General features: G+C 34.4%; 22 protein-coding genes. 9 read left to right on the forward strand and 13 right to left on the reverse strand.

What is annotated here, in order from left to right; all coding sequences use genetic code 11:
• Nucleotides 1-102: 102 nt before the first annotated feature.
• Nucleotides 103-1446 carry a putative bifunctional diguanylate cyclase/phosphodiesterase gene (locus tag HWV59_RS26370; protein ID WP_102232688.1) on the reverse strand — a complete coding sequence of 448 codons (1344 nt, stop codon included), beginning with the start codon at nucleotides 1444-1446 and terminating at the stop codon, nucleotides 103-105.
• A 325-nt stretch (nucleotides 1447-1771) separates the two neighbouring features.
• Between HWV59_RS26370 and HWV59_RS26375 the strand changes: the two genes are divergently transcribed.
• Together HWV59_RS26375 and HWV59_RS26380 are read left to right on the forward strand one after the other, a co-directional pair.
• Complete coding sequence (locus HWV59_RS26375; protein WP_102232689.1) at nucleotides 1772-2953, forward strand: hypothetical protein; 1182 nt, start codon at nucleotides 1772-1774, stop codon at nucleotides 2951-2953.
• Nucleotides 2934-3641, forward strand: a complete 708-nt coding sequence (locus HWV59_RS26380; RefSeq protein WP_102232690.1) for a hypothetical protein — start codon at nucleotides 2934-2936, stop codon at nucleotides 3639-3641. The genes HWV59_RS26375 and HWV59_RS26380 overlap by 20 nt, the downstream gene beginning before the upstream one ends.
• A gap of 27 nt (nucleotides 3642-3668) precedes the next feature.
• On the opposite strand, the gene HWV59_RS26385 is transcribed toward HWV59_RS26380, so the two are convergent.
• From HWV59_RS26385 to HWV59_RS26440, 12 genes are all read right to left on the reverse strand, one after another.
• Nucleotides 3669-4316, reverse strand: coding sequence for a hypothetical protein (locus HWV59_RS26385; RefSeq protein ID WP_102232691.1), 648 nt, complete (start codon nucleotides 4314-4316; stop codon nucleotides 3669-3671).
• A 60-nt stretch (nucleotides 4317-4376) separates the two neighbouring features.
• Nucleotides 4377-5033, reverse strand: coding sequence for a M23 family metallopeptidase (locus HWV59_RS26390; protein ID WP_102232692.1), 657 nt, complete (start codon nucleotides 5031-5033; stop codon nucleotides 4377-4379).
• 693 nt (nucleotides 5034-5726) lie between these two features.
• Nucleotides 5727-7193, reverse strand: coding sequence for a lysozyme family protein (locus HWV59_RS26395; protein ID WP_102232693.1), 1467 nt, complete (start codon nucleotides 7191-7193; stop codon nucleotides 5727-5729).
• Nucleotides 7193-11401: a type IV secretion system protein gene (locus HWV59_RS26400; protein ID WP_175640777.1), complete on the reverse strand. Its 4209-nt coding sequence runs from the start codon at nucleotides 11399-11401 to the stop codon at nucleotides 7193-7195. Before HWV59_RS26400 ends, HWV59_RS26395 begins: the two co-directional genes overlap by 1 nt.
• Nucleotides 11402-11412: 11 nt before the next feature.
• Nucleotides 11413-13500 (reverse strand): VirB4 family type IV secretion system protein, encoded by a 2088-nt coding sequence (locus HWV59_RS26405; protein ID WP_372496338.1) that lies wholly within the window; start codon nucleotides 13498-13500, stop codon nucleotides 11413-11415.
• Entirely contained in the window at nucleotides 13436-14341 is a 906-nt protein-coding gene (locus HWV59_RS26410) for a hypothetical protein (RefSeq protein WP_102232695.1), read from the reverse strand. Before HWV59_RS26410 ends, HWV59_RS26405 begins: the two co-directional genes overlap by 65 nt.
• 16 nt (nucleotides 14342-14357) lie before the next feature.
• Nucleotides 14358-14666: a PrgI family protein gene (locus HWV59_RS26415; RefSeq protein ID WP_102232696.1), complete on the reverse strand. Its 309-nt coding sequence runs from the start codon at nucleotides 14664-14666 to the stop codon at nucleotides 14358-14360.
• A 181-nt stretch (nucleotides 14667-14847) separates the two neighbouring features.
• Nucleotides 14848-15225, reverse strand: a complete 378-nt coding sequence (locus HWV59_RS26420; protein WP_102232697.1) for a hypothetical protein — start codon at nucleotides 15223-15225, stop codon at nucleotides 14848-14850.
• A gap of 381 nt (nucleotides 15226-15606) precedes the next feature.
• Entirely contained in the window at nucleotides 15607-16908 is a 1302-nt protein-coding gene (locus tag HWV59_RS26425) for a DUF3854 domain-containing protein (RefSeq protein ID WP_142385663.1), read from the reverse strand.
• 31 nt (nucleotides 16909-16939) lie between these two features.
• Complete coding sequence (locus HWV59_RS26430) at nucleotides 16940-17278, reverse strand: DUF4258 domain-containing protein (RefSeq protein ID WP_102232699.1); 339 nt, start codon at nucleotides 17276-17278, stop codon at nucleotides 16940-16942.
• 178 nt (nucleotides 17279-17456) lie between these two features.
• Nucleotides 17457-19007 (reverse strand): hypothetical protein, encoded by a 1551-nt coding sequence (locus tag HWV59_RS26435; RefSeq protein WP_102232700.1) that lies wholly within the window; start codon nucleotides 19005-19007, stop codon nucleotides 17457-17459.
• A complete protein-coding gene (locus HWV59_RS26440; protein WP_102232701.1) occupies nucleotides 18973-19233 on the reverse strand; it encodes a helix-turn-helix domain-containing protein in 261 nt (86 codons plus the stop codon). Before HWV59_RS26440 ends, HWV59_RS26435 begins: the two co-directional genes overlap by 35 nt.
• A 483-nt stretch (nucleotides 19234-19716) precedes the next feature.
• Between HWV59_RS26440 and HWV59_RS26445 the strand changes: the two genes are divergently transcribed.
• The 7 genes from HWV59_RS26445 (at nucleotide 19717) to HWV59_RS26475 (ending at nucleotide 25415) form a co-directional block, all read left to right on the forward strand.
• Nucleotides 19717-20751 (forward strand): Rad52/Rad22 family DNA repair protein, encoded by a 1035-nt coding sequence (locus HWV59_RS26445; protein ID WP_217708545.1) that lies wholly within the window; start codon nucleotides 19717-19719, stop codon nucleotides 20749-20751.
• Nucleotides 20752-20834: 83 nt separating this feature from the next.
• Nucleotides 20835-21959 (forward strand): DNA polymerase III subunit beta, encoded by a 1125-nt coding sequence (gene dnaN / locus HWV59_RS26450; RefSeq protein WP_175640778.1) that lies wholly within the window; start codon nucleotides 20835-20837, stop codon nucleotides 21957-21959.
• Nucleotides 21960-21987: 28 nt separating this feature from the next.
• A complete protein-coding gene (locus HWV59_RS26455; protein ID WP_102232703.1) occupies nucleotides 21988-22332 on the forward strand; it encodes a hypothetical protein in 345 nt (114 codons plus the stop codon).
• Between the two features lie 17 nt (nucleotides 22333-22349).
• Nucleotides 22350-22922 carry a hypothetical protein gene (locus HWV59_RS26460; protein ID WP_102232704.1) on the forward strand — a complete coding sequence of 191 codons (573 nt, stop codon included), beginning with the start codon at nucleotides 22350-22352 and terminating at the stop codon, nucleotides 22920-22922.
• On the forward strand, nucleotides 22885-23553 hold the full coding sequence (locus HWV59_RS26465; RefSeq protein WP_102232705.1) for a hypothetical protein: 669 nt from the start codon (nucleotides 22885-22887) through the stop codon (nucleotides 23551-23553). Before HWV59_RS26460 ends, HWV59_RS26465 begins: the two co-directional genes overlap by 38 nt.
• 48 nt (nucleotides 23554-23601) lie before the next feature.
• Nucleotides 23602-24576, forward strand: a complete 975-nt coding sequence (locus HWV59_RS26470; RefSeq protein ID WP_102232706.1) for a hypothetical protein — start codon at nucleotides 23602-23604, stop codon at nucleotides 24574-24576.
• Nucleotides 24573-25415, forward strand: coding sequence for a ThiF family adenylyltransferase (locus HWV59_RS26475; RefSeq protein ID WP_102232707.1), 843 nt, complete (start codon nucleotides 24573-24575; stop codon nucleotides 25413-25415). The genes HWV59_RS26470 and HWV59_RS26475 overlap by 4 nt, the downstream gene beginning before the upstream one ends.

The following is a 25415-nucleotide window of genomic DNA, read 5'->3' on the forward strand; positions in this document are numbered from 1 at the left end:
CCACTTATTTAAGATATTATTTATAGATTAATGCTATATAAACACATATATTTTCTCAAGTCAAAGGTTCATGTTTAATTTCACCCTTCCTTTTACTTAAAGTCAACCTACATGAAATTTGTCCATATCCTCTATATCTATCAGCATTTTCTTATTATTAAGTAGATTAATAAATTCCCTAGAATTTAATGGTTTCTTTAAATAATACCCTTGTACTTCTTGACACTTATTTTCCTTTAAATAAGCCAACTGATGTTTTTTTTCCACACCTTCTGCAACAACGTTCAACCCTAACTTATCCGCTAATTTTAAGATCACACTTGTAATTTCTGCATTACTTCCATCTACTTTAATATTATTTATAAAAGATTTATCGATTTTTAAAGTCTGAATAGGTAAACCTTTTATATAACTCAATGATGAATAACCTGTACCGAAGTCATCTACGGATATATGAATTCCTAATTGTTTTAGATTTGTTAATTCAACAACTGCATCGTTTGATAAAAGCAAACTTTCAGTAACTTCTATTTCTAACCATGAAGGAGGAATGTTATGAATCTGTAAAGTTGTTAGAATATGTTGTGTAATACCTGGCTTCTGAAATTGCCTCGCAGAGAAATTAATAGCTACACGTAACGGGTATGGACTTAAATCATTCCACTTCTTTACTTCTTTACAAGCTTTATTTAGTACAATATCCCCTAGTTGATGAATTAACCCTGTTTTTTCTGCAATTGGTATAAAAATAGCTGGTGAGGTATTTGAGTTTTTTATACGTGCTAATCCCTCAACTCCTGAAATATATCCGGTCAAAAGGCTATACTTAGGTTGGAAATTTAGTATGATATTATCATTTTCGATAGCATGTCTTAATTCTGATTCTATCAAAAACTCCTCTTCCGTATAAATTCTCATTTGTTCTTGAAAAAATTCAAAACCAGTACCTGACTTTTTTGACTCATACATTGCTAACTCTGCATAGCTTATAAGTTTTTCTATGTTATCACTATGCTCATTATAAACGCTTATCCCTATGCTCATTGTAAGATAATATAATTCTCCTTTTAGTTTAAAAGGTTTTAAAAATGAATCTATTATATATGTAATTCGTTCTTTTACGTATTCTGTATTTATCCAATCTTCAAGTACAACAAAAAACTCATCTCCTCCAGGTCGAACAATTAGAACGTCCTTACCTAGTACCCGAACTAGCCTTTCGGCAACTTCCTTAATAAGATCGTCACCCACTGAATGTCCTCTCACATCATTTATTGCTTTGAATTGATTAATGTCCATTGAAACGACTGCAATATTCATATTACTTTCTATAGCTGTCTCCATATAAAGCTCTAAATACCGTCTATTTGGTAATCCAGTTAAATAGTCACTATATTCTTGATACCTCATTACTGAATAAAGCAAAGTATTCAATTGATTATCCATACTCCCCCCCCTTTTCACTTTGACACGAAAAAAAGCACCCCAATACAGATACACGTAGTGTATATTCTGTATTGGGGTGCTCCCATTGTTTAAATAGTTTGTATAAATAATTATACAACCAAAAAACCATTTTTATCAATATATTACTCTATTTTCTAATTAAATCTTTATAGTTAATCAATAGAAAAAAATCACAATAGGTAAATCCTTTAAAGTCAACATAAATCATTGACAATAATCTAATATAGGTATATAATACCATTATAGTATCAAAAAGTGTAATTATTATTTGTTTTTGTTTTTGTGAAATTTGGGGGTGACTAAAATGTTAACTGAATTACTATGGGCTGCCGAATCAAAATTGAGTTATGATAGAGGAAAGAGTACTGGACTTGCTGGATTGTTTGGTATAGGTTTTGTTATATTCTGTGTTTGGAAATGGAATGATTTAATTTATCCGACTTTATCTAAGTTAGGTATTGTAAACTTTGCCGACAAGATCGGACTTATCTATGAAGGGGCAGCGGAATTGTCACTCCTTCGAATAGTCGGTTTTTTAATTGCTTTATTTTTAACTCTTTTAATCATTTGGATAGCTTTAATGGCTTTATTTATTGCAGTTTGTGGAATTGTATATGCTGTTCAAAAATATACCTTCCTTAAATTTTTATTTAAATATACACTTGTACTTCCGTTAAAGGGAATCTTAATTGTGGTTATCACTCCACTAGTAATAATCGAGAAAGTATTTAGTTCTATTTATCGTCTCTTAAATCCTAAAGGATATGCAAGAAGAAAGCAGCAAGCTGAGCAAAAAAGAATAGATAATATAAGAAAATCAGACAGAGAACTTATTTCTAAAATTCGAGTCTTGTTCCCAGAAGATGTTTCTATTGAGGAGGCATTCTTACGTTTGAATCGTTTACCGACTCAAGGTGATGATAACTTCCTAATAGGGATAACAAAAGATGAAAAAGTTTATATCCTTTTACCTTCACCATATTACTGGAAAGAGAAGTCTATATCTATAAACGATAGTCTTGAAGATTATAATTATGACGGAAATTTTAAAGAGTTTAAGCAAACGAACGAAAAATATTATGATGGATTACGTTTAGAGTATTTAGACACTAAGAAATATGAATATAGCAAAGAGATGAAAGTGACTAATACTACTCAAAATGCAGAATATGACAAGGTACCATTTAGTTCAATTGAAAAAATTTATGATATAAATGCCGAAAAACGAGTGCATTTCAATAATCAATTCCTAGTGTATAGCAGAACTAGAGCATATGTTGAGTATATTAATTACATACAAAAGCGATATCTCTATAATCTTAAGCAACTAATAAACTTATCAGAGACAGTTGATTGCGAACAATATCCTCATGTAATGAAAGAATTAGTAAAATACACTGCAAGTAACAGTGACATGGTATCTCTAATAACAACAGGAAATACAATTCAATGGGAAGGAGATCAAGGTGAAAAAAGAAGAAGTTAAATCAAGGTTACTTTACCACAAGCAACATCTTACAACTGTTAGACAATGGGATCTTTATGCTAAAGATCACTCATTACCTTCTTCTCAATCACTAATATCTATTTACGGTAGTTGGAAGGAAGTTAAAGATGAACTTGGAATAAAAGGTATTGATAGGAAGGAAGAACTTATTGAAATTGCTAAGGAACATATACATGCTCTTACTACCGTAGAAAATTGGAATAAGTATGCAAAAGAAAAAAAGCTTCCTAATGGTTATACGTATATATCACATTTTGGCTCTTGGAATGCCTTTAAGGAGAAATTAAACCTCTCTCCTTCAACGCCTTATCCATCTAAACTAGAAAAGAAAAAAGAAATTATATCAATTCTAAAAGAACATGGTGCCAAATATGAAGATCGTACTTCTTGGGATAAATACGCAAATGAAGAGGATTTACCTACTTATAAAACAATAAGAAATTATCTTACTTTTGAAGAAATTAAAGAAATTGTTCCTAAAGAAATAAAGTACAATTATAGTAAGACAGAGTTAATAAAAATTGCAAAAAAACATTCTGATTACTTTACAAGTATGGGGAAGTGGAATGAATACGCTAAAGAAAATCAGCTTCCAAATTCAGCTACGTATCATCGAAAATTTGGTTCATGGAAAAAAGCCAAAGTAGAGGTATACAATCAACCATAAAAAATACCCTCTCACACTGTGAGGGGGTTATTTTTTATTATTCTCTGCTTTATTTATAGCATCGATAATGTCCCATGCAGATGTGGTTATTGAATATATATCACCGCTGTGACCATCTTCATGCTGTGTACCGCTCATTTTAAAGTCAAGAGACAGCGTAACTTCTAATTCATCAGTATAAATTAGTTTCACCTTAGCTGTTTGTGTATCAGTACCAAATACGCCTTTTTCAGATTCATATCCAATCTCTTTTAAAGTACCATTCCTAGAGATTTTATTTATTATATCTAAAGTAACCTCAATTTTATCACCGTTGTCTACTTTAAATAGATCATCTGAAATCACCTGTGGTAGATATGCTTGGATGAATAACTCCGCATCCTTCATTAGTACAGAAGCAAATAAAAATTCTACTACTCCCTTTTTTTCTCTATAATGATCCACCACATCTTGATCGTGTCCATCAAGGTGACCTGTATCTAAATCTGTTGAACTTAGCCATTTGTATACTTTATTTTCTTCATCTGTAACAGTCTGAATATCACTTTTTACCCGCTTCTCAGCTTTTACAAGGTCTATCAATTCCATTTCTTGATGACCATATACGTTCCATGCGAGATAACCGACAATACCAAGTAATATAGTTAAACAAAAAATAATAACCCCTCTATTCATTTCTACCTCCTAACTACACCTTAATAATAGTGTAAGAGCAATTTCTCGCTCTTACACTTCCTAAAACTGAACATACAATACAGGATTAACCCTATTAGACTTTGAGCCATTCCAACTACCTTTATGTACTTCAAAGTGTAAATGTTGACCTGTACTTTTTCCTGTGTTACCCATGTTACCGATAAATTGCCCTTTCTGTACCTGGGCTCCATTTTGTACAGCTCGACTACTTAAATGAGCATATAGAGTTTCATACTGTTGACCATTTATATTGTGGCGAATAATAATGCAATTACCATAAGTTGTAGAAACGTATGATTTTACGACTACACCATCTGCAGTTGATACAACTGGTACAGTACCAGCTTTGGCGATATCCACTCCACCATGGAATTTCCCCCATCTTGGGCCATATCCTGATGTTACTTCCCCTTCTGCAGGTCTCATAAAATCTCCGTCAGTAATTTCAGGCATATCTCCCTCTGAAGGTTTATAAACAGCTTCTGCTCTAAATTTTTCAGCATTCTGTAATACTTTATCAACGTACCAATCAGCATGGTTATAATGCCAAATTGCCTTTCGTTTGTCTGTCGCATAGCCATTCTTTGATAGATAATAAGCAGCGGTATGAATGGCATCAACCACGTTCCATGGATCAGCCTTACCGTCTCCATCTCCATCACGACCATAACCAGAACCACTTGCTATAACAGACATACTAGAGACGTCTAATCGTGAACTAACTAATCCACCACCGACGTTATATTTCCAACCGACCCAATGACGATAGGTAAACCTTTGAAGTCATCTCCAGCTTTTCCCCCGCCCCAAACCGAGCAAGCGACTTTCACCGCACTCGGCTTTCCATCGAATTAATTTATCCGACTAGACCCCTTCGCTCCACAAGCATTACTTTGCTTCATCACTACTACGAGTCCTCTGTCACTCTCTGAACTTCACAAAAAGCTCTATTTTTCCATTCAGACAGCTTCCCATGTTCCGTTTCTTTTATCCCTTTTTTTATATCCCTTAGATGCTCATTTTACGTTGTGCCTACTCACCATTCGAGTACTGACTCTAACTGAATGGTTCTATTATGAACTAGCTACCACAACTCATAATAGAGAATATAAATACTCATTCGGCTCTTCTTTTAAATTAACTAAATAGCGATTTATAACAACGCTTCAAACATGAGTTTCTTTCGTCATCATAGGATATTTTTAAAGATACCCGCACTATATTTCAAGTTACGACTTCACCTAGCTTCATACCAAAACTTTAGAGCAAATTAAAGCATGTAGGAGATTAGTATAGAGTATTTGAGTCTTTTACTCTAGAAAGGAATTTCACCTTTCAAATCAAAGAAACAGTTAGACTTTTTGAGTCCTCCCACTTCATCAAGAAGATTTATAGGGAAACATGGCGCGCGGTAGCAGGCATAAATTGGAGCGGACCGATAGCTCCAACCGAACTAACCATAGTTTCATGTGTTGAAAATCCAGTTTCCACGAAGTGTATGGCTGAAAGTACAAACCAATCAACACCATATTTCGCTTGTGCATCAAGGTAATATTGCATGAACTGAGTTGGTACACCCTCACCTGGTATTACAGTTCCATTGAAGCCGGTACTTCCACTGAATCCTCCAATGGATCCTAACCATTCTGTGTAAGTAACTTGTCCACCTGCTGATGCATAGAGTGCCTCAATTAATTTCTTATCAGTGGCACCCATATTCTGTTCATTCATTATTTCATCAAATCTAGAATAGTCAGTAATTGCGTTCTCATTTGTATTAAATTTTTGGTACCTCGTTCTTATTATTGTTTTGATTTCTATTTGTCTTTCTTTAATTACTTCTCTTTGTTTTTCAACATTTTTATATTTTGTTACTAATTTTGTTTTTTGAACTTCCTTTGTTTTAGTAATAGGGACTTGTCTGGATTTTTCAGTTCTTACTGTTTCTTGTCCTATGACACCATATACCTGTGTAATTCTACATCCACTAAAATCGCAATATTTAACAGAGGTATATCCATATACATCGACAAAATTCACTTCCGTATATTTGTAAGTTTCATATTCTGTATATGTCTCAGTCTCATAATAGGTTTCTTTAACTGTATAAGGAACTGATTCGGTATAAGTTTCAATTGCTTTATATTTTTCAGTTTCGTAAGTTATCTTTTCCGTTTTAACCCAATTGGTTAAATAGGGAGTGTACGTATAGTCTGTATTACCATCCCAATACTCTGCAAAGGAAATCTTAGAGACCCAATTATCTTTTTTTACGGTTTTTGGATCACCACACTTCCCATCTCTACAAACCGTAGTTTCAGTTTCTTTATATTCATTGTAATCCCCATAATCGATATTAGGCTTTAATACGGTAGCCATTTTCTGTATGAGTTTCTTAGGATCTTCGTTTCCCTTAATCATTGAATCTATCTGAATTACAGATGCAATTAGTTTTTCAGGTACACGAAACTTCCTTTGTTCAGGTCTAGACATATCGACAGTACCATGTGACTGTTCAAGTACATATTCCTGTATTTCCTTATCTACTCCCGATAACCCCTCACCATCTCCACCATAAAAATAAGAAGAGGCCATCATAAAGACTATAACCACAAGCACAATTCCAAGAATAATAAGTGTAGCTGGTAAACCAATGGTACTAAAAAAGCTCAATAACATTTTAGCTAACATCGCTATTGCCTGTTTTACAGCTTTTAATGCTAACTTGGCCGCTTTCTTACCAATTTTTTTCAGTACCTTTTTCGCTTGATTCCTTACGACTTTCTTAGCTTGATCTTTAGCAATCTGGACGACGGCGGGCTCTTTTTCTTCATGCTGCTCTTGAGGTAACCCCATTAGCCATTCCACCCTGCAAGGCTTTGTCTTTTACGCAGAACCTCTTGTTGCTTCCTAGTATCAAACCGTTTATTTGGTCGAGGTTGAATGTACTCTTCTGGATCAATGGATGTTGTAAAGTCTTGATATTCTTCTTCGACTATTGAATCAGCTGTAATTTTTTGCCCTTTGATCACGCAATTTTTTGTAACTGTTTTTCCTTCTGGAATTCTTGCATCACCTTTTTGATATGCAGAAACCCGTACTTTTTCACCAGTTGGAGTACTAGCTTGCATGTAACTTCGATCTCGTTCAATGATTAATTGAACATTCTCCATTCCTGACTGCTTCAAGTCATTCATATAGAATTGACCTGAATCCACTTGTTGATTATAAGCTTGCACATTCTTTGGAACATAAGTATTTTTCGTTGTGTTTCTGTTTGCTAATAGTTTATTTGGATTGACATTAACATTAGATACTACAGGAATTTTCCCTCCGGCTGAATCAACTTTGTAGGTGCTAGTATCAACGCCTTTTGGTTTTTGAATAACAAATGCCCCATTTTCAACTTGTAAGTCTTGATATACAACTTCCCCATTTTTCATTGAACTATCTCCTCGTCCTGTACGTGAGACAGTTCTAGTTTGACCAGTCTTAGTTCTAACTTCAATAAATGACTGATCAGCGGTTGTGACCATTCTTACAGCGCCTTGAGCTAATCTTTCAGCACCATTTTCTCCAACTACCGTTTGTGCCATTTGCATTACTTCCGTTGGTTCGGAGATTGTATTATTAACAGCGTTATTGTATGGGTTAAATCTTGAAGATAATTTTGAACCTACTTGATAACCTGTTACCCCTGCTACTACACCACCTGTATATCCCATAGCATTATTTAAGCTAGATTGCTTTAATACGGGATTTTCAGTGACCATACTTTTAATTGCTTTGAATCCACCAACTGTTGCTCCTCCGACTCCTTCTAATTGTTTAAATACAGGATTCATACTAGATTCATTAGAAGTTACAACTTGTTGGTAACCAGCTCCTATACCTTGACCTACTTCTTTCGAAAAATTCAGGAGTGTTTGAGCACCAGATGCTCCCATTGCAAAACCAGAAATTGCTTTAAAAGGGACCTTAGCGTGTGTCCCCAAAGAAGCTGTTGGGCTGATCGTCTTTGGTACTGCTTCGTTTGCAATAGACAAGTTCTCTTGATACTGATTTCCTCTTTCTTGTTTCCATTGGATATGAATCTGATCATCTGACATTCCTTCAGCCTTCTTACTAGAGAAGAATGCATTTTTGGAATCAGTATCCGTCCTCATGCCAGCCAGTTGACTAGTCACAAAATCTCGGTTAACTTTCTTTCCATTCATTAATTGAAGGCTTTCAGCTTCGTTTCCAGCATTTTTAGCTGTGTCAACGTAGACTGATTTGTTATTTCCATGTGTTTTAGTAAATTGTATCTCTACCATTTCATCACTTATATCTGGTGCTCCAATATTAATAGCAGATGTCTTAGCAACATCCATATATAGTGATTTATTATTTCCGTTAGAATTCGCAAATTGTATCTCTACTTCCTCATCACTCATTTGAGGATTTTGAGATTTAATCTGTCCTTTTACCATTTGCGTAGCTTTTTCTCCTACTTGTTGGGCAAAAGTATTGGTTTCAGCTATCGGATTAACTCCTGATGCTAGCATAGAATCGGCAGTGGACTTTGTGAGTTCACCAAATTGCTTCCTTTTAGTAGCAACAGTATTATTCCAGGCCTGATCTTTATCATTCTCGTATTCTGAGCGCTCATTATCAGACATATTATCTCTTAATGGATTTTTCTCACTATAAGCATTCATGAAAGCCGCTTTGTTATTATTTGCCCAAGCCTGTGTCAAATCTTCTGCTGTTTTACCAGCAAGTTGTGTTGCTGCTTCATTTCCAGCATTTTTAGCTGTGTCAACGTAGAGTGATTTATTATTGCCATTAGTTTTCGCAAATTGTATCTCTACTTCTTCATCACTCATTTGAGGATTTTGAGATTTAATCTGTCCTTTTACCATTTGCGTAGCTTTTTCTCCTACTTGTTGGGCAAAAGTATTGGTTTCAGCTATCGGATTAACTCCTGATGCTAGCATAGAATCGGCAGTGGACTTTGTGAGTTCACCAAATTGCTTCCTTTTAGTAGCAACAGTATTATTCCAGGCCTGATCTTTATCATTCTCGTATTCTGAGCGCTCATTATCAGACATATTATCTCTTAATGGATTTTTCTCACTATAAGCATTCATGAAAGCCACTTTGTTATTATTTGCCCAAGCCTGTGTCAAATCTTCTGCTGTTTTACCAGCAAGTTGTGTTGCTTGTGATTTACCAATTTGACCTTTTATATCACCTTTAATAATTTCAGTAGCCTGTTCTCCAACTTTTTCAGCAAAAGCATCTTTATCAATAAACGGATTTAAACGACCTTCCATCATTGATGAAGCAGTTGATCTTGTTAGATCTCCGAATGTTTTACTTTGATCAGATAATTTGTCATTCCATGCCTCTGCTTTTTTATTGTTATAATCAAGTCTTTCATTATCTGTCATATTTTCTTTTGGTGGATGTTGTTTCTCATAATTACTCATAAAATCAGCTTGATTATGCTTAGCCCATTCTTGGGTTAAATCGTCTGCCGTTTGTGAAGCTAATTGATTAGCATTAGCGAACTTTCCACTTGCGTCTTTTAGTTTTTCTAATTTTCCACCTGCTGCTTCTCTAAACCCTTGTCTCATCTCATCTTTCTTGTTATGCCACATATCTTTAATATCTTGGTCTGTTGCATCTGGGAATCGAGACTTTAGATCTTCAATAACACTCTTTTCATTTCCTTTCGCCCATGCAGTAGTGTCGTCTTCTGCAATAGCATTTTTCAAACTTTCATCAGTATCTGCATCTAAACCTAATTTATCTACTGAAGCACTTGCACCTTTATAACCTTTCTTCAAACGATCTCCTACAGCTTGTAAACCTGCTACACCTAAGCGTCCCGTAGCTCCACCTAACTTGTCACCAATTTCACCACCGATTGTAGCTAAACCTATTGCACCCATTGGGCCCATTGTAGAACCGGCAATACTACCAGCCATTCCTGTAAATGCTTTACCCATTTTGGAAGTGATTTGTCCAGCTTTTAACATTTTTTCCGCAACCGAGGTAGAAGCAGTATCAGTTCCAGCATTCGCTCCTAATGTATTCTTGTTATCTTCTACCTCACCATTTCCACGACCTAATTTACCTTTGGTTCCTTCATATGCATTTTTTAAGGCTCCAGAAATAGATTGATCCTTAAGAGCACCTTTTGCAGCACCGTAAACTCCCGCAAGACCCGCCATTCCGAACATAGCGCCAGCTTTCGCAAATCTACCATTCATATCTCCACCTAATCCGATTAATGATCGGAGACCTTCAGAAACGGGTATGAAGATTATGTATAGAATGACACTTTCAATTAATCCTTCTTGAGAGATTGCCATACTTGCTACTAGCCAAAACACAAAGGCATGTACCGCTTGGACAAATACTGTTCCTGTAAGCTCTTTAAGCCAAGCCCCTGTCAATGCTTTTGTTTTGGGATTAAGAAACAAAGCTAGAGCTAATGGCCCAAGAATCATCAACATGAGTAAAGTCAATTTTCTCATCATATAGTAAAAGTTTGCCCATATTGCCAGACCTAATAAAGCTAGGTTAATAATAATTCTCCCTACAATCTCACTAAAGTCATCATCTAGATCTTTTTGAAAACTATCTAAATTTGCATCATAAGAAGAACTAAATATATCCACTACAATTCCATTGAATTGAAAAATGATACTGTAAAGCGTACCTAAATTCGCAAGAACTAAACCAACAATCGCAGCATCTTTTATGAATTCTATAAAGTAAGTTCTATTAGCGGGATTAAATGAAGTTCCCGATATTCTCATACCCGCTAGAACGATTGAAATTAACACAATAAATGCTGCAAGGAACATGGTTACTTGCATACCTGGAATATAAATATTATTAGCGTCTGAAGCAGTGAAAGTATGAAAAAGAAGGTCTCCACCTTCTCCATCTTTTCCGAAAACTAAATCTTTTAATGATTTTAGTGATGTAAATGGGGCAACCAGTGTTTCATATATCCAACTAAAAATGCCTCCAAAAATGTCTAATATCTTATCTGCTATAAATGTCATTTTTTTATCACCTACTCACTTCTTTTCATTCGTTTACGTTTTAACATTTCTTCTAAAACTGCTGTATTACTCTCAACAAATGTTAATTCTTCTTCACTCGGATCAGTTCGTAGCCATACGCTTGATTTACCCGATCTAAGTATCGCTTCCCCTTTTTCTGGATTTCCGAATAAACAAGATATTTCACCTTCTGAAAGGTCAAAATTCTCTCTTATTTTCTTTAAATCAATTTTGTTCTGTTTTAAAAACATAAATGTAAATGTATTCTGAAGGATACCCCTAGCTTTTCGACTTTCAAGGATACGTACAAAATCTTGTGAAGCGATTCTTAAACCAGCATTCCTTTTACGTGATCGTCTAGCCATTGTTTCTAGGAAACTCACAGTCTGTTCAGAATCTACTAGGGTCCAAGCTTCATCCGCCACAACTACTTTTTGCTTAGAGGAATTTTCAACGCTTTTAACGAAATATTCCCATATATAGTTTAAAATTACGTGATAGGCAATTGGTCTTAAAAAGTTTTCCTCCATACTGCTAATATCAAAGTTGACTAGTCTAGCAGAGTGGAGTGCCTGAGTTACATTTTTACCTAGATAGGTTTGCCCATCAAAGATAGGTTTACTACCTGTATTAAGGAATGGCCGAATGGCTGCAACTAACCTTTCAGCCTTCTGTTCTTCACCATAATTTTCAATTAAATACTTATACACATCAGAGATAGTCGGTTCTAGTTTTCTAACTTCAGATTGAATGATTTGTCCATCAATTTCTTTTACTGTATTGTCATATAAAGAACTTGGATGTGTTGTATATCCAAACTTTCCAAATAAATACTGAATTGATTCTTCTAAGTAGTTTCGTTCAAAAACAGTTAACCCTTCATCTTCACTGTTCTTCCCGCGACAGATGATATCAAAAAAACCTAAGATTTCATTTAATTTTTCACGAAGAGGAACAAATGATATATATTTCTTTCCATTCTTTTCAATAATCTCTTTTTCATCACTATCTTCTAGTAACTCTAATTCTTCATCATCTTGTTCTAAAGGAATACTTGTTACATTCATAGCAAGTGGGTTAATCCTAATATCTGATTCCTCTGAAATTTGAAGGTTAATACCACCTAATCGTTTAACAATTCGAACGAATTCACCTTCAACATCAATTAAACGTGTATGGATTCCCATTCCAGTTGTTTCCCTTGCTAGTAGAAGTTTAAGTGCTAAAGATTTACCACTCCCACTTGTGCCAAATATGGCCATATTGAAATTATCTGGTTTTACTTCTTCTGTACCAAAAGCATTATAAAATTCTTTTTGACCAGTGATACGATTAATACCTAATGGGATACCACCATTAAATCGTCCACTACCTGAAATAAATGGAGAAAAGGTACTTAGCGCCCTTCTGTCTATATTTCTGAGTGACTCATTTATTTCATTTGTCCCTAATGGAAGAACCGAGCGGAATCCACTTTTTACACGACTCCATGTGGAGGCTACCTTGAAAAACATTCCTGATAGTTCATCTTCTATATACTCACTATATTTATCTAATTCTTTTTTACTGTTGCCATATAAAACTCCCAACACACCGACATGATAGGAATCATTTTCACTAAATTGCGTTTCTGCCATAAGTTGCTCAGTATCAATAATCTTCGTTTCTAAATCTTGTATCTGATCAATGTTTCCTCTTTTGGTCTGAAAGCCTAAATTTGATTTCAACATTGTAATCTGACGTTGAAGCATTCTTACAGCTTCACTCTTTTGAATCTTATGAACATCGATTAAGACATCGCATTCTCCACTAGAAGTGAGATTGTAGAGCCAATTCGTTTGCATTTTTCTAGGATATCCATCTCTTGTTATATAAAATGGTCTAAAATATGTTCTTGTTCCCAATGATTGTTTTATGACACCATAATCTTCATTTTTTATCTTCATACCTTCAGGAGATATTACGTCCCAAAATGTCGGACGCATATCATATTGAGTTTCGACTTCTTGCTCAACTGCTTTTTTCTTATTCCGTTTAACTTGCTTGTTCTTCTTTTCTCTCTTCTCTTCCTTTGCTGTTTTTGTTGCTTTCACGTTCAATCATCTCCTTAACCGTTTCGATTCTAGCTAAATCTTGATCCGCTGTAATATATAAAGCTAACTGCTCTTGTAAGTTAGTATCTTTAAATCTATTTTTTACTGCTTTTCTTCTGTTCATAGCATAATAAAACACTTCTCCAAGTCCTTCATTAGTGAGCATATGAACATCTATTTCAGCTTTCCTCAATGAGTTTTTAGCAGTATTAAGACGTCGATACAATTCTTGAAATGCTTTATCGATAATTTTCTCTTCTAGTTCTTCTTTGTCATCTGCCTTAATTTCATGGGCATTTATTGTTTCGTGAAAGACGATATATCTCTTTGTTTCATATCTAGGAGAGATAGCTTGCCATTTTGATAAATCTTCAATTAATGTTCGACCATACTCTAGGGAATTTTGGTTCATATCTTCTTGATTCAGCATATTTTGCCTCATTGCTTCAATCGGCTCTGATAAATCTATATATCTATTTTGTAGGTACCATTGGACCGGGTAATTGATCTGAGCTATCCAAGTTTCAAATGTCATATCGATACCTTCTTGTTCCTCTTGAGATAACAAAAAGTAGTTTACAGGCTCTACCTCAGCTAACATGACAAATTTATTATTAGAAAAACGCATCATATGTGAATTAATTTCTTTTAGGTCATTAAACATTTCCCTAAATGGATCTGGTTCTTCTTCGGATTCCCCGCCTTGATTTTCCCCCTTTTTCTTCTTTGAAGAAGGTTTAATTTGAGCAGCGTTTTTTTCTCGACCTGGAATAATCGGTTCTTTCATCATTACTTTTGCAAAAATGTAAAGACCGATACCCATTACGGCCATTATGATTATTTCCATCTCTTTAACTTCCTCCTTATTTTCTCCAATTACCTTGTTGCGAACGATATTGTAGTTTTATATAGAGATATCTATCAAAATTCAAATGGTATTTTTCTTTTCTAGTAAAACCTAAAACAAACACTATTACCGCAAGTGGTAATGCACTAATTAAACTTGCAATACTTCCCATAAATACATTCGGAAAAAGATTGAACACAATTGGAACGTACCAATATGCAATTCCTCCTCCAACTGCGATATAGATCATTTGTCTCTTAGATAGAATACCGAGTATTACTTTTTGTTCACTTGCCATATCAACTGGTACCTTTACTTTCCTCATACGTTCTCCTTTCTATATCAAAAGCTGTAGGCATTAGAGCCTTCAAAGTATAATTTCATAAGTTATTAAATTAGTATTCTCTTAACATGGTGCGCAACCATAGCCTAAAAATTTACCCCTCTTTTATTTAGAGGGGTAAATTTTCAATGTATAAGTATAATCTAATTTGGTTATGGTAATACTAAGCCCCAAACCCTGCAATCCATCCAGCTATATCGTAGGCTTTCATAATTATCCAACCACCAACAAATACTAGAGCTAGTTTAATAAATCCTTCAGTTCGTTTTTGTGGATTTCCACCAGATCCAGCTAATGTCATTCCTCCCCATACTAAACAAGCAACAATCCAAATAGCTCCTACCGCCATTAAAAAGTAAACAAGCATACTCATGTCATCATATACACCTGAGTCTTCAAAATCTCCATCAGGTGAGATACCCGCCTTTTTCCACGCATCCGTTGCGTCCGTTGCTGCCGAAGCAAATTCAGGGAATAGAGCGATACTTGATACATAGACAATCGAAATAATAGCCATGATTGTCATTAATTTCTTTGCCATAAAAGTGCACCTCCATGTTATTTGGCTTAAAGATATAAGGGAAATAAAAAAAAACCCCACTATAAGTACGACTGAATAAGATACCTTAAGGTATCTAGTTCATACTCATAGTGGGGTTCTCCCATTTCTTTATATTCTTTTTTAGGTATTTTCTAGATATGTATTTCTAAAAACTTACTATATTTATATTATAAGATACTGGCAAGAAAATCAATAAAATATATTAGTAGTTTTAGAAACTGTTTTGTTACATAAAACAAAAATGAAGAGAGGAATCCTCTCTTCACATTGGAAATATTACTTTCTATTCAGTATTCCGGAGAATTATGAATAATCATTCCGGTTAATTATGGACACATTCCGAAAGATTATGAAAACTTTTTAAAATAACCTTTTTAAATTTGGAATTTTATTATTTATAAGGAGATCATCAATCCCCTTACCATCATCCTCTTTCCAAATAGCAAGGTTACCAACATACCCCAAATTCTTTAATTCTTTTGCACACTCAAATAAATGCTTTTTGACATAAATGTTATTTGCTGCGTCTGCATCAAAACAAATGTTTACTTGCTCTACACCCATTTCTTTAAGAATAGGTAAAGCTAATCTCCACGCACCTACACCAGGTAATGCTATTAATGTTGTACCTATATCCTCTAATTCAAGCGGATCATATAATTCAACAATTTTATCAGCTGCTATGTCACATTTTAGAGGACCTTCACTAAGCCAGACAGTTTTAGCTTTTCTCTTTTGTCCAACTTCCCAATTAAGTAAATCGCGAGAAGGAACTGCAACATGGACAGGAGCTGGACTACCTGAACCAGTACCTTTATTTTTATTAGCAGAACTTAACCAATAATACCGTTGTCCTTTAATTAATTTTATCCACCCTAAAAGTTGATCCTCGTGAGAAATCGATTTATAGGAACCGAATTCTAATTCAGTTTCCATGATAATTTCACCATTGAATGCAACTTGGACGATATTTGGCTGTTTAATTACTCTTGCTTGTAAACCTTCTTTTTGTTTCTTTACTTCAACATCGTTAGGAGGATTGTCAATTCGGAACTGAAAACCTTCTATTTCATTTTGGTAATTCCTAAATGGTAATAAAATTCCCTTTGTTCCTGCAATTGACCAGAAATTCCCGTATTTTCCTTTCGCTTCATAGAAACCCGGAATTCCACTTAAATCTTCAATCCCTAACAATTGTTGAATCTCCTTTACAGCTTCCCATGGTTTTTCAGGGAAAGATCTGTATTGACGTGCAAACACTTGATTATCTGTTAATTGTCTTGAGGGAGATGTTAAATGATCATAATGATACTCATTCAACTCCGTACAATCTAACAAAGCACGATAAACTTCATTCAAAATATTGGAATTTTTTTTCTCTTCGCCTACTTCTTGTGCGACCTTCGTTACGTCAATCTTCCTTTTTTTATCACCTTTCAACCAGTGTAGCCATGATGGTACAGCGGAATTTTTACTGAAAGGGTATTTAGACTCACTACGAATACACGCAATTGCTTCTCCTTCTTCGTTAATAATACAACCCCCTCGATGTCCACAAATATCGCAAGGCTCACGATAGAATTCAAACCATCCAGGTATTTTTGTTCTTCTTAATGTTGATCTCATTTGAATTTTTTTAGTTTGATTATTTATCGTAAACACCCTTTCTAAAAGCTTCTTTTCTAAAAGTTTATTAGACACAATCCGTAAAACGTTTATTGTCAATTGGAGGCATAACGGTAATAACCTTAAAATGGTTTTTCCCTTCCTCTGACAGAACAATAACAATCGGATTGTTGTCTTGATCTCGTCCAACTATCACATAGTTAAAAGTCAGTTTGTCTAGATCATGATTCAAACCTGTCTGAACTTCTACAATTGTTCCATTCATGATACAAGAGACAATATCACCTTTAGTGTAACCTCGTTTTTTCAATCTTTCGTACGTATGAGTACTGATTCGAATAAACCCTTCCTTACTCATAAGTATTTTTTTTATTCCTCTTAATTTTCTTGTATGTGCTGCATTCATCAATCCCACCACCTTTTAATTAAAATAAAAAAAGCGCTCAATGGAATGATAGATTTTGTTTAAAGGCAAAGAAAACCTCTAACCTCTTAATCTATTAGTCCAAAGACCGCTTGTAGTTTGTTAGTTAACCGCTAACTCTAGAAGAGTTGCAAAAAAAGATAAAGCAAAGGATATATAATTAAATCATACCACGCTTCTTTTTCCCCCGCAACGGTCTTGGAATGATAGCTCGTATCTTATTGAATAGACTCTTTTCGGCCACTTCAAAGGATTCTCCTAGTAGATGTTTGCTAATGTCTATAAAAGGTTGTTTAAGTTGCTCATATACCTCTGATTGCTCAATGATAGGTGACTTCTCATAATAATTCTTTTGAACTTGGTAATGCATACAAGGTAAAGAGGCTAATAGAGGTATATCTAACTCCTTGGCTAAACGTGTATCTTGACTGAATGATAGTTTCTTATTAAAAATGAGATAACACTTAACATTATATTTGCTCACTAGTTTCTGAATGTAATTTTTCCAAGCTCGATTCTGCTGGTAAGCATCATCCACCAATATCCATAGTTCATCTAATTGCTCTAACGTTTGTTCAGTGTAATCTTCCATTCTACCAGTTGGAAGGTCAACAAGTACCACATCGAAGTATTTAACATTGTTTATATAATGGTACAGTGCATTAGCATTCCATTCATGTGAGGTATCTTCATCATCAAGAGGAAGCCACTGGACACCATTGTAGCTCCAAATAACACTATCAGTAGAAATGTCTTTATTATGTAACGTGGTAGCATAGGAGTTCCAGTCGGCAGGTACCTGATTATATCTTTTTAATGTTGTCTTAATGATATGGTTTGGATTTAAGGCTTCGAGTACCACTGTTGGAATTCGTTCTTTCCCTAAAAACACTGCATAATTCATAATAAACGTTGTGACTCCTGTTCTATTTAAAGGGGACCAAATTCCGATTGTTTTATTTCTATCCCACTTTGCCTTAAAAAAAGAATTTTTTCGGATTTCAATTGCCCTTTCCGTTATATCTCCTTCCTCTTCGTTTTGTTCTACAAACTCTTGATCTATTTCCATGTTACTAGTTAATGGTTCTTGTTCTTGTTTTTGTTGTTTTTTTTCATGATCTTCTTTTACTTCATTTTGCTCTACCGAGTGGTCTTTCTGAGTATTTTCTGTTTCCTCATTACTCGATTCGATTTTATTAGTAGTATTGACGGTAGATTCCTTAGATGGTGATGTACTATTACTGTTTTCCTCCTCTAAAGTTACTTCATCATTCTTATCTTGATCTCTATCTTTCTCTTTACTTCTATCATTAATGAGGTTAACTTTTTTTTCTTCGTCAGATATATCAGGATCATTAAGTTTTATTGAATAGCGGTGCACTAGTAACCATGCATTTGCATGACCTATATCACTAAATGAGTGTAGATATTTTAACTTTTCTTCGTATGGAATAGCTGCTTTTTTATCTCCAATAAAGATAATGTTAGTTTCTTTGTTTTGAATTTTTTGTAATGACTCAATTTGATCTGTAACGATAAAAAAGAGGACATTATTATGAGAGATTTCCTCAAAGTCTTGGATCGAACTAACCTTCTCTATCTCTAGTTTACGGTTAAGCTTCTCCATCTCCTTTGTAAATATATTTGTTAAAGAGTTTATTCCATTATTATTGTTCTTATTTAGAAGGAATAATAGAATCTTCATTACCATGTAGCCTATTCTCCATTTCTAATCGTTTTAAGAAGGTATTTATTTTTTTTCTTAATTTATCCGTAACAGGCATACGATAATTTTCAATTGCTACTAAATAATTTGTACTAATATTTAGTTCCTTTGCTAACTCATATTGCTTCATATTCCCTAAACGTTTTCTTAAAACGATAATTCTCTCGACATCATCACTCACTTGTATATGTTCTAAAGTTACTAATTCCAAGAATCTGATCCCCCTTTTTACACCACATTTTGTTTAATAAAACAAAAAATGCCCATACTACACCTAGAGTAGGTGTAGTATGAGCAGTGCTTGCTTTTATAATTATAATTTAGTTTTTAGGTTTAACTTCATAAAATTATAACATAAACTCAATTATTCGTGAATAAAAGCTTTTGCATTCACTTATTTTAAAAAATTATTGTCACAATCCAATAGACTTATATATAATAAAAGAATAAATACTTTACTTTTATTTTCTTTTTGCGACCATTTATGAGGTCAGCTGTTAACGATTAAACATTTGTAGCCTTTGGGCTGTTTGTTAAAAGATATACTATCGGTATGTCTCTTACTAGCAAACACCCAAAGGCTTTTTGTGTTTTAATCAGAAAATTGGGTGAGTATTTTTGAGTAGTTTTAAGGTGATTCCACCTTTTTTCTACTCTTTTTTATTTCTATTAAACTTTTAGGAGAGTGTTAGACATGACAGAAAATTGTAGTGAGTTAAGCGCACAAGAGATTATGGAAAAACTTCAGGAACCTTTTGGTCCCGAAGATATTGAGTGGCGTGTACAACGTAGTTTTTACACTGGTGATGTTGTAAAAGCGATTGTTTGTCCCTATGTGACAAATAGAGCTATTCAAAACAGACTTGATTCTGTTATTGGCCCATTCAATTGGAAAAATGAGTATTCTGAATGGAGAACAAAAGGTGTGTTATGTGGGATTAGTATTAAGTTTGATAATGAGTGGGTTACAAAGTTTGATGCTGCTGATGAGACAAGTTATGAAAGCACAAAAGGCGGTATATCAGCTAGTTCAAAAAGAACTGCATCTGCTTGGGGGATTGGAAGATACCTATATAAGTTAGAAGAAGTATGGGTTACAGTTAACCAATCCAAAACAAATAACTCAGATCAATATTTTAATGCTGAGGTCAAAAAAGGTAACCAGAAACAATGGGTTAAAGGCTACTGGACACCACCAACTTTACCGAATTGGGCATTACCAAAGGGATATACTAACATAAACTCAACTGGTAATGATTCACAGGGTCAAAGTAATAACAAAGGTAACAATGAGAATTCAAAGCAAAAATCAAAACAGGGTGGTAATAATCGTAACCAAGGCAATTCAGGTCAAGGTGAACCTAAGCCTATGTCTAAAGATGAAATGCTAAGAACGATTAGAAATCACGAAGGAAATATCGGTCTACCTACTGATTTAAGAATGCGTTTGTTCATTAAGTCAAATCAAGGTACGAATACATCTGATATTTCAAAGGCAACAGAAGCTGAACTTCAAAAATACTTCTGGACCCTTCAACCTGTAAGTGTAGTAGTTTCAGCTGCGAAAAACTATGGCTTAAGTGTAGAAGAACTTCTGAGTTATTGCCAAATTGTAAAACCAGAAGCCGAAATCCCTTCATTACAGCACTTGTTCTTTAAACTAAATGAACAAGATGTACAGTCCATTATTAATATGATTCGTAGTGAAAAATCTCAACAAACAGCGTAAGCAAGAGAGGCATGAAAGCGGGTATTACCCACTTTTATGCCTTTTTTATTTCAATAATAAACAAACATTGGGAGGATAAAATAATGAAATTTATAGTTAAACGCGAACTAATGGTAGATGGTTTTACAAAGGTTGGAAAAGCAGTATCTGGTAAGTCTTCAATACCTGTTTTACAAGGTTTTTTATTGGAAGTAACACAAGAGGAAATCAATATTACTGGATCAGATAGTTCAGAAACGATTAAACATTGTATTCCAGTTGATGGTGAAAATGTCATCGTTCATGATTCCGGCAGTATTATACTTCCGAAACAGATTGAAAACATTGTAAAAAAATCCAATAAACAAATTGAATTTTCTTTAGATGGTTTTACTACAAAAGTAAAAAGCGGAAAAAGTGAATTCGATATTATTTGTTTAGATGCTACTGACTACCCTAAGTTTCCAGAGTATGATCTCTCAACTCCTTCACTTCAACTAGAGGGTGAACAGTTCAGAGATTTAATAAAAAAGACTGCATTCGCAGCGAGTACATCTGAAACTCGTCCTGTTTTACAGGGTATTTGTATTGAGGTATCAGCAGGAAATGTAAACCTAGTTTGTACAGATTCTCATCGCCTATCTAGAATTATTCATAAGGCACAAGCTGTACAAGATGCTAGAATTGTTGTTCCTGCGAAGACCTTAGATAATATGTCAAAAGTGTTTGATCTTGATAAAGAAGTACATGTATTTATTCAAAATGAACAACATATTTTACTTCGAAATGGTCAAACCTATTATATTTCTAGGCTTCTAAATGATAATTATCCTGATACTAGTAGGTTAATCCCTAACGATTCAGATGGAAAGTTAAAAATAAACCGCCAAGAGATAGTCCAGGGACTTGAATTAATAAAAGAAATTGCGAATGCATCAGATGGAGATAAGCAAGGTGTGGTTAAACTTCATGTTAATGGTGTTGCTTCTTTATCTAGTCAACAAGCTCAAAAAGGAAAAGGTAAGATTGATCTTCCCTATGATTCCTTTGAGGGTGAAGAATTAACAATATCCTTTGATTGTAAGTATGCATTAGATGCCCTGAAATCAATGGATTGTGAAACTGTTAATATGAGTTTCAACGGAGCTATGCGTCCCTTCTTAATTGAGCCAGATGGAGAAGTAGCATTAGCTGAATTGCAACTAATACTGCCTGTCCGGACAATGTAACTAATTTGAAGGAAAGGAAATTTTAATTATGGATTTCGATATAAATAAATTTGCTACTAATCTCAAGAAAAGAGATAAGCCAGCAAATGAGTCAAAGGATTTAAACGGTTATGTAAATGCAATTAGGTATATTTGGAATCACTACTCTATCGAAGAGATAGATTTTAATTGCTTTAGTTACAAAGATGTAATAAAGGCTCTAGATTCGATGGAAGATTTACCTCTTATATCAGCTGATGATTCAGAAGAGGTTTTCTATGTTGATCCAAACAACGAAATAATAGAATATGCCCGAATTGAAAATACATTGGCCCGTTTATTTCACCATAAAAATAAGCATTTTCGATCTGATGAAGAAATACTTTTCATCTAATTGAAGGAGGAGTAAACATGTCTCAGATGGATATCTACGAACACCAGTCGTATATCACCTCTATTTCTAACTTAGCTATGTTAAAGCTATTTCATGATGCTGGTGTTAATGTGAAGGAAAAGATTCATGTAAAAAAATTCATGGTGCATGTTGAACAAGCAGATGGTAGTGAATTAGATATATTTCACGATGGACTTAAAGAATTATTTGAAGTTGTTGAGAGATATGATTACGGAGATGAACTACCTAGCCAATATTCGGATATTTATATATCTGAGTATGCAATCATTATCAAAGATGCTGTGATAGCAACAGTGTTACAAAGCCAAAGCTCTTTCTCAAAAGAACTTGAACACGCTGTTAAGAGTGTACCTCAACATGTAGGCAACTACTTACATGTTGAAGCAGATACCGTAATTCTTCCAGATCAAACAGGTTTTGTTATCAACATTCATTGCCCTGGAATGCTTCATTCCCTTACGGAGAATATATTGCATTTACGGAAACTTGCAGAGGATTACGCTAATAAACTAATTTCGGAGAGTGCTCATAATGGAATTTCTAATAAAACTAACGGACAGACTGCGTAATTTTAGTGATTATGTTTCTGTCTCAAATCAAACAGAACAAGGTGTTGTTTTAGGAGAATATAGAATGACTTTGAGTGATGTGATCAAGTGTTTAACTGATTCTGGAGTGGAGGGTACTCGTACTGAATCCCCTTTTCTACCTAAGAATTGTATAAAGTTAGTAACGAAGCTTAATGCTTACGAGGTTTTTATTGAAATACCTAAAAGACAATGGCTCGTTACCTATAATCAAGAACAACATCACATCGGATTTCCGAGAATGGTATTAAGGTATGACATCTTTGAAGATCAAGTTCGCTCAATGCAACTTGTTGCTGTTCGAGAAGAAAAGGGCCGAATTAACGGAGAGACGCCTCTTTATTTCTTCCCCTTCTCTAACGTCGATAAAGAAAATTCAAAGGTCTGTATGGGGAATAATCAGGTCCCTGCAGTTAAATGTCTTAGTCAACTTGATACCATGCACAACCTATTCTTTTCTGCTCCTTTTGGAGACGATTACGGTTGTATTACGTCGGAAGGTCAAAGTATGACAAAACTTTTCAGCTTATTAAAAGATACTTCATTTAATGATGAGTGGCTTGTCCCTATTGGCACCACTTTTAATGAGTATTTTTCTTTAGATAGCAATTGAATAAAAGCGTAAACTACTAAACTATTAGAGATATCGGAGGAATTTATAATGACTACAAAATCAATCGAACAAACAGATATGTTTTCACTTTTTGGAATCGAGGATGAGTATGCAGAACAAAAAAGACGTGAAGAAGAGGAAATGAAGAAGAAAGTTGCAGAAGCTCAGAAGAAAGCTGCCGGAACTCAAAAGACTTCTTCATCAACCAGCAATTCCGCATCGTCAGGTGATAAGTTTGAAGTCAATGACCTTACAACAATTAAGTATTTTGGTCAAGAACTCCCTATTACTGATTATTTTACAGTTGAAGAACTTACAGAAGGTGTTCCAACTAAAAAGAAAGAGGGAGAGGTAGAAATCAAAAAAGTTGACGATGAAATGTTAAGAAATCGCATGGAGAATGACTTTGCAGAGTTAGTAAAAGGAATGACTACAATGGTTTATATTAAAAAGAAAAACATTGTATTACCTATTCTACAAGCAAAAAAGAAAGGTGCAAACCAAGGTGATTGTATTAAAAAAGAAGAGTCGAAAGACTCTTCTTTTTCTATAAATCGAAAGATCCCCTTTTCTTTGCTTACAGAGTTCATTTCTATCTCAAAACACTTTTCAGAAGTATATGGTACTGAAGTTCATGCTGATATTTATTTCGATCTTGATATAGGTGAATTTTTCATGTTGATTCCAGAGCAAGTTGTACATAAATATTGGGCTGAACGCATTGAGGATGGATTCACAACTGCCATGAAGATAGAAGAAAGAAATTGCGGTAAGGTTATGGAGATTCATTCACATCACGTTATGTCTCCTACTCCTAGTGTACAAGATGACGAAAGCGAGAGATCCCCTATTTTATATGCAATAGTTGGGAATATCGATCACTTTTTTCCTAGCATATCTTGTAGAACCTTTAATAAGGAATTGGAAACGCACATAACAATAAATCCGTTTAGCGTGTTTGAAAACCCCTTTATGAATGAACCATCTTCCTATGACTTAAATGTAGTGGAGGTGGTAAGATGATTAACTTATTAGAAAACCAAAAAAAGCTATTTCCTTTTATTGTTCAGATTGGTACAGGTGCAACAGGTTCTAATGTAGTTTCACATGTAGCACAACTGTTTTCTATTTTTAATATTAGCGGTCAATATGTGATTGTCGATCCAGATATCATAGAATCTCGGAACCTACTAAACCAATTATTTTTAGAAAATGAGGTAGGAAAGAAAAAGGCTGATGTACTTGCTAGAAGATATCGTGCTGCTTACCAAGTGGATATAGCATCCTATTCAAAAGATTATATTGAAGACGTTGATTCATTGAAGAATTTATTTAATACAGATTATCTTCAAATTGGGTACAGCTATGACACTTTGTATCTTCCTATAATTATAGGATGTGTAGATAATAATTATACTAGACAGGTAATGCATCGTTTTTTTGAAAGTTCTTCTAGATGCCTTTTACTTGATGTTGGTAACGAGAGTGTACAAGCTCCTAGTCACTATCCATCACGTCCTAAAGATCAATGGACAGAAGAGGAACTAAATACTTTTAATAATACTGGTTGGAGTGGTCAGGTTGTATGTGGCTTAAAAATGAATGGCCAAACTATACTAAAACCGGTTGCAGAAATGTTCCCTGATATTTTAGAGGATAAAGATGAGATAGCACCATCCCAGGTAGCTTGTAGTAACATTATTGCAAGTGAACCACAACGCTTAATTGTTAATAAGATGGCAGCATTAGCCGTAACAAATTATATTAACGAGCTTTTTGAATCTGGTGTAATTAGTAATCATATGACTTTCTTCCATGCAAAAAAAGGATATATGCGGAGTAATGCAATACAGAAAAATTAA

The organism is Metabacillus schmidteae (assembly GCF_903166545.1).
In the GTDB taxonomy this organism is placed as follows: Bacteria; Bacillota; Bacilli; order Bacillales; family Bacillaceae; genus Metabacillus; species Metabacillus schmidteae.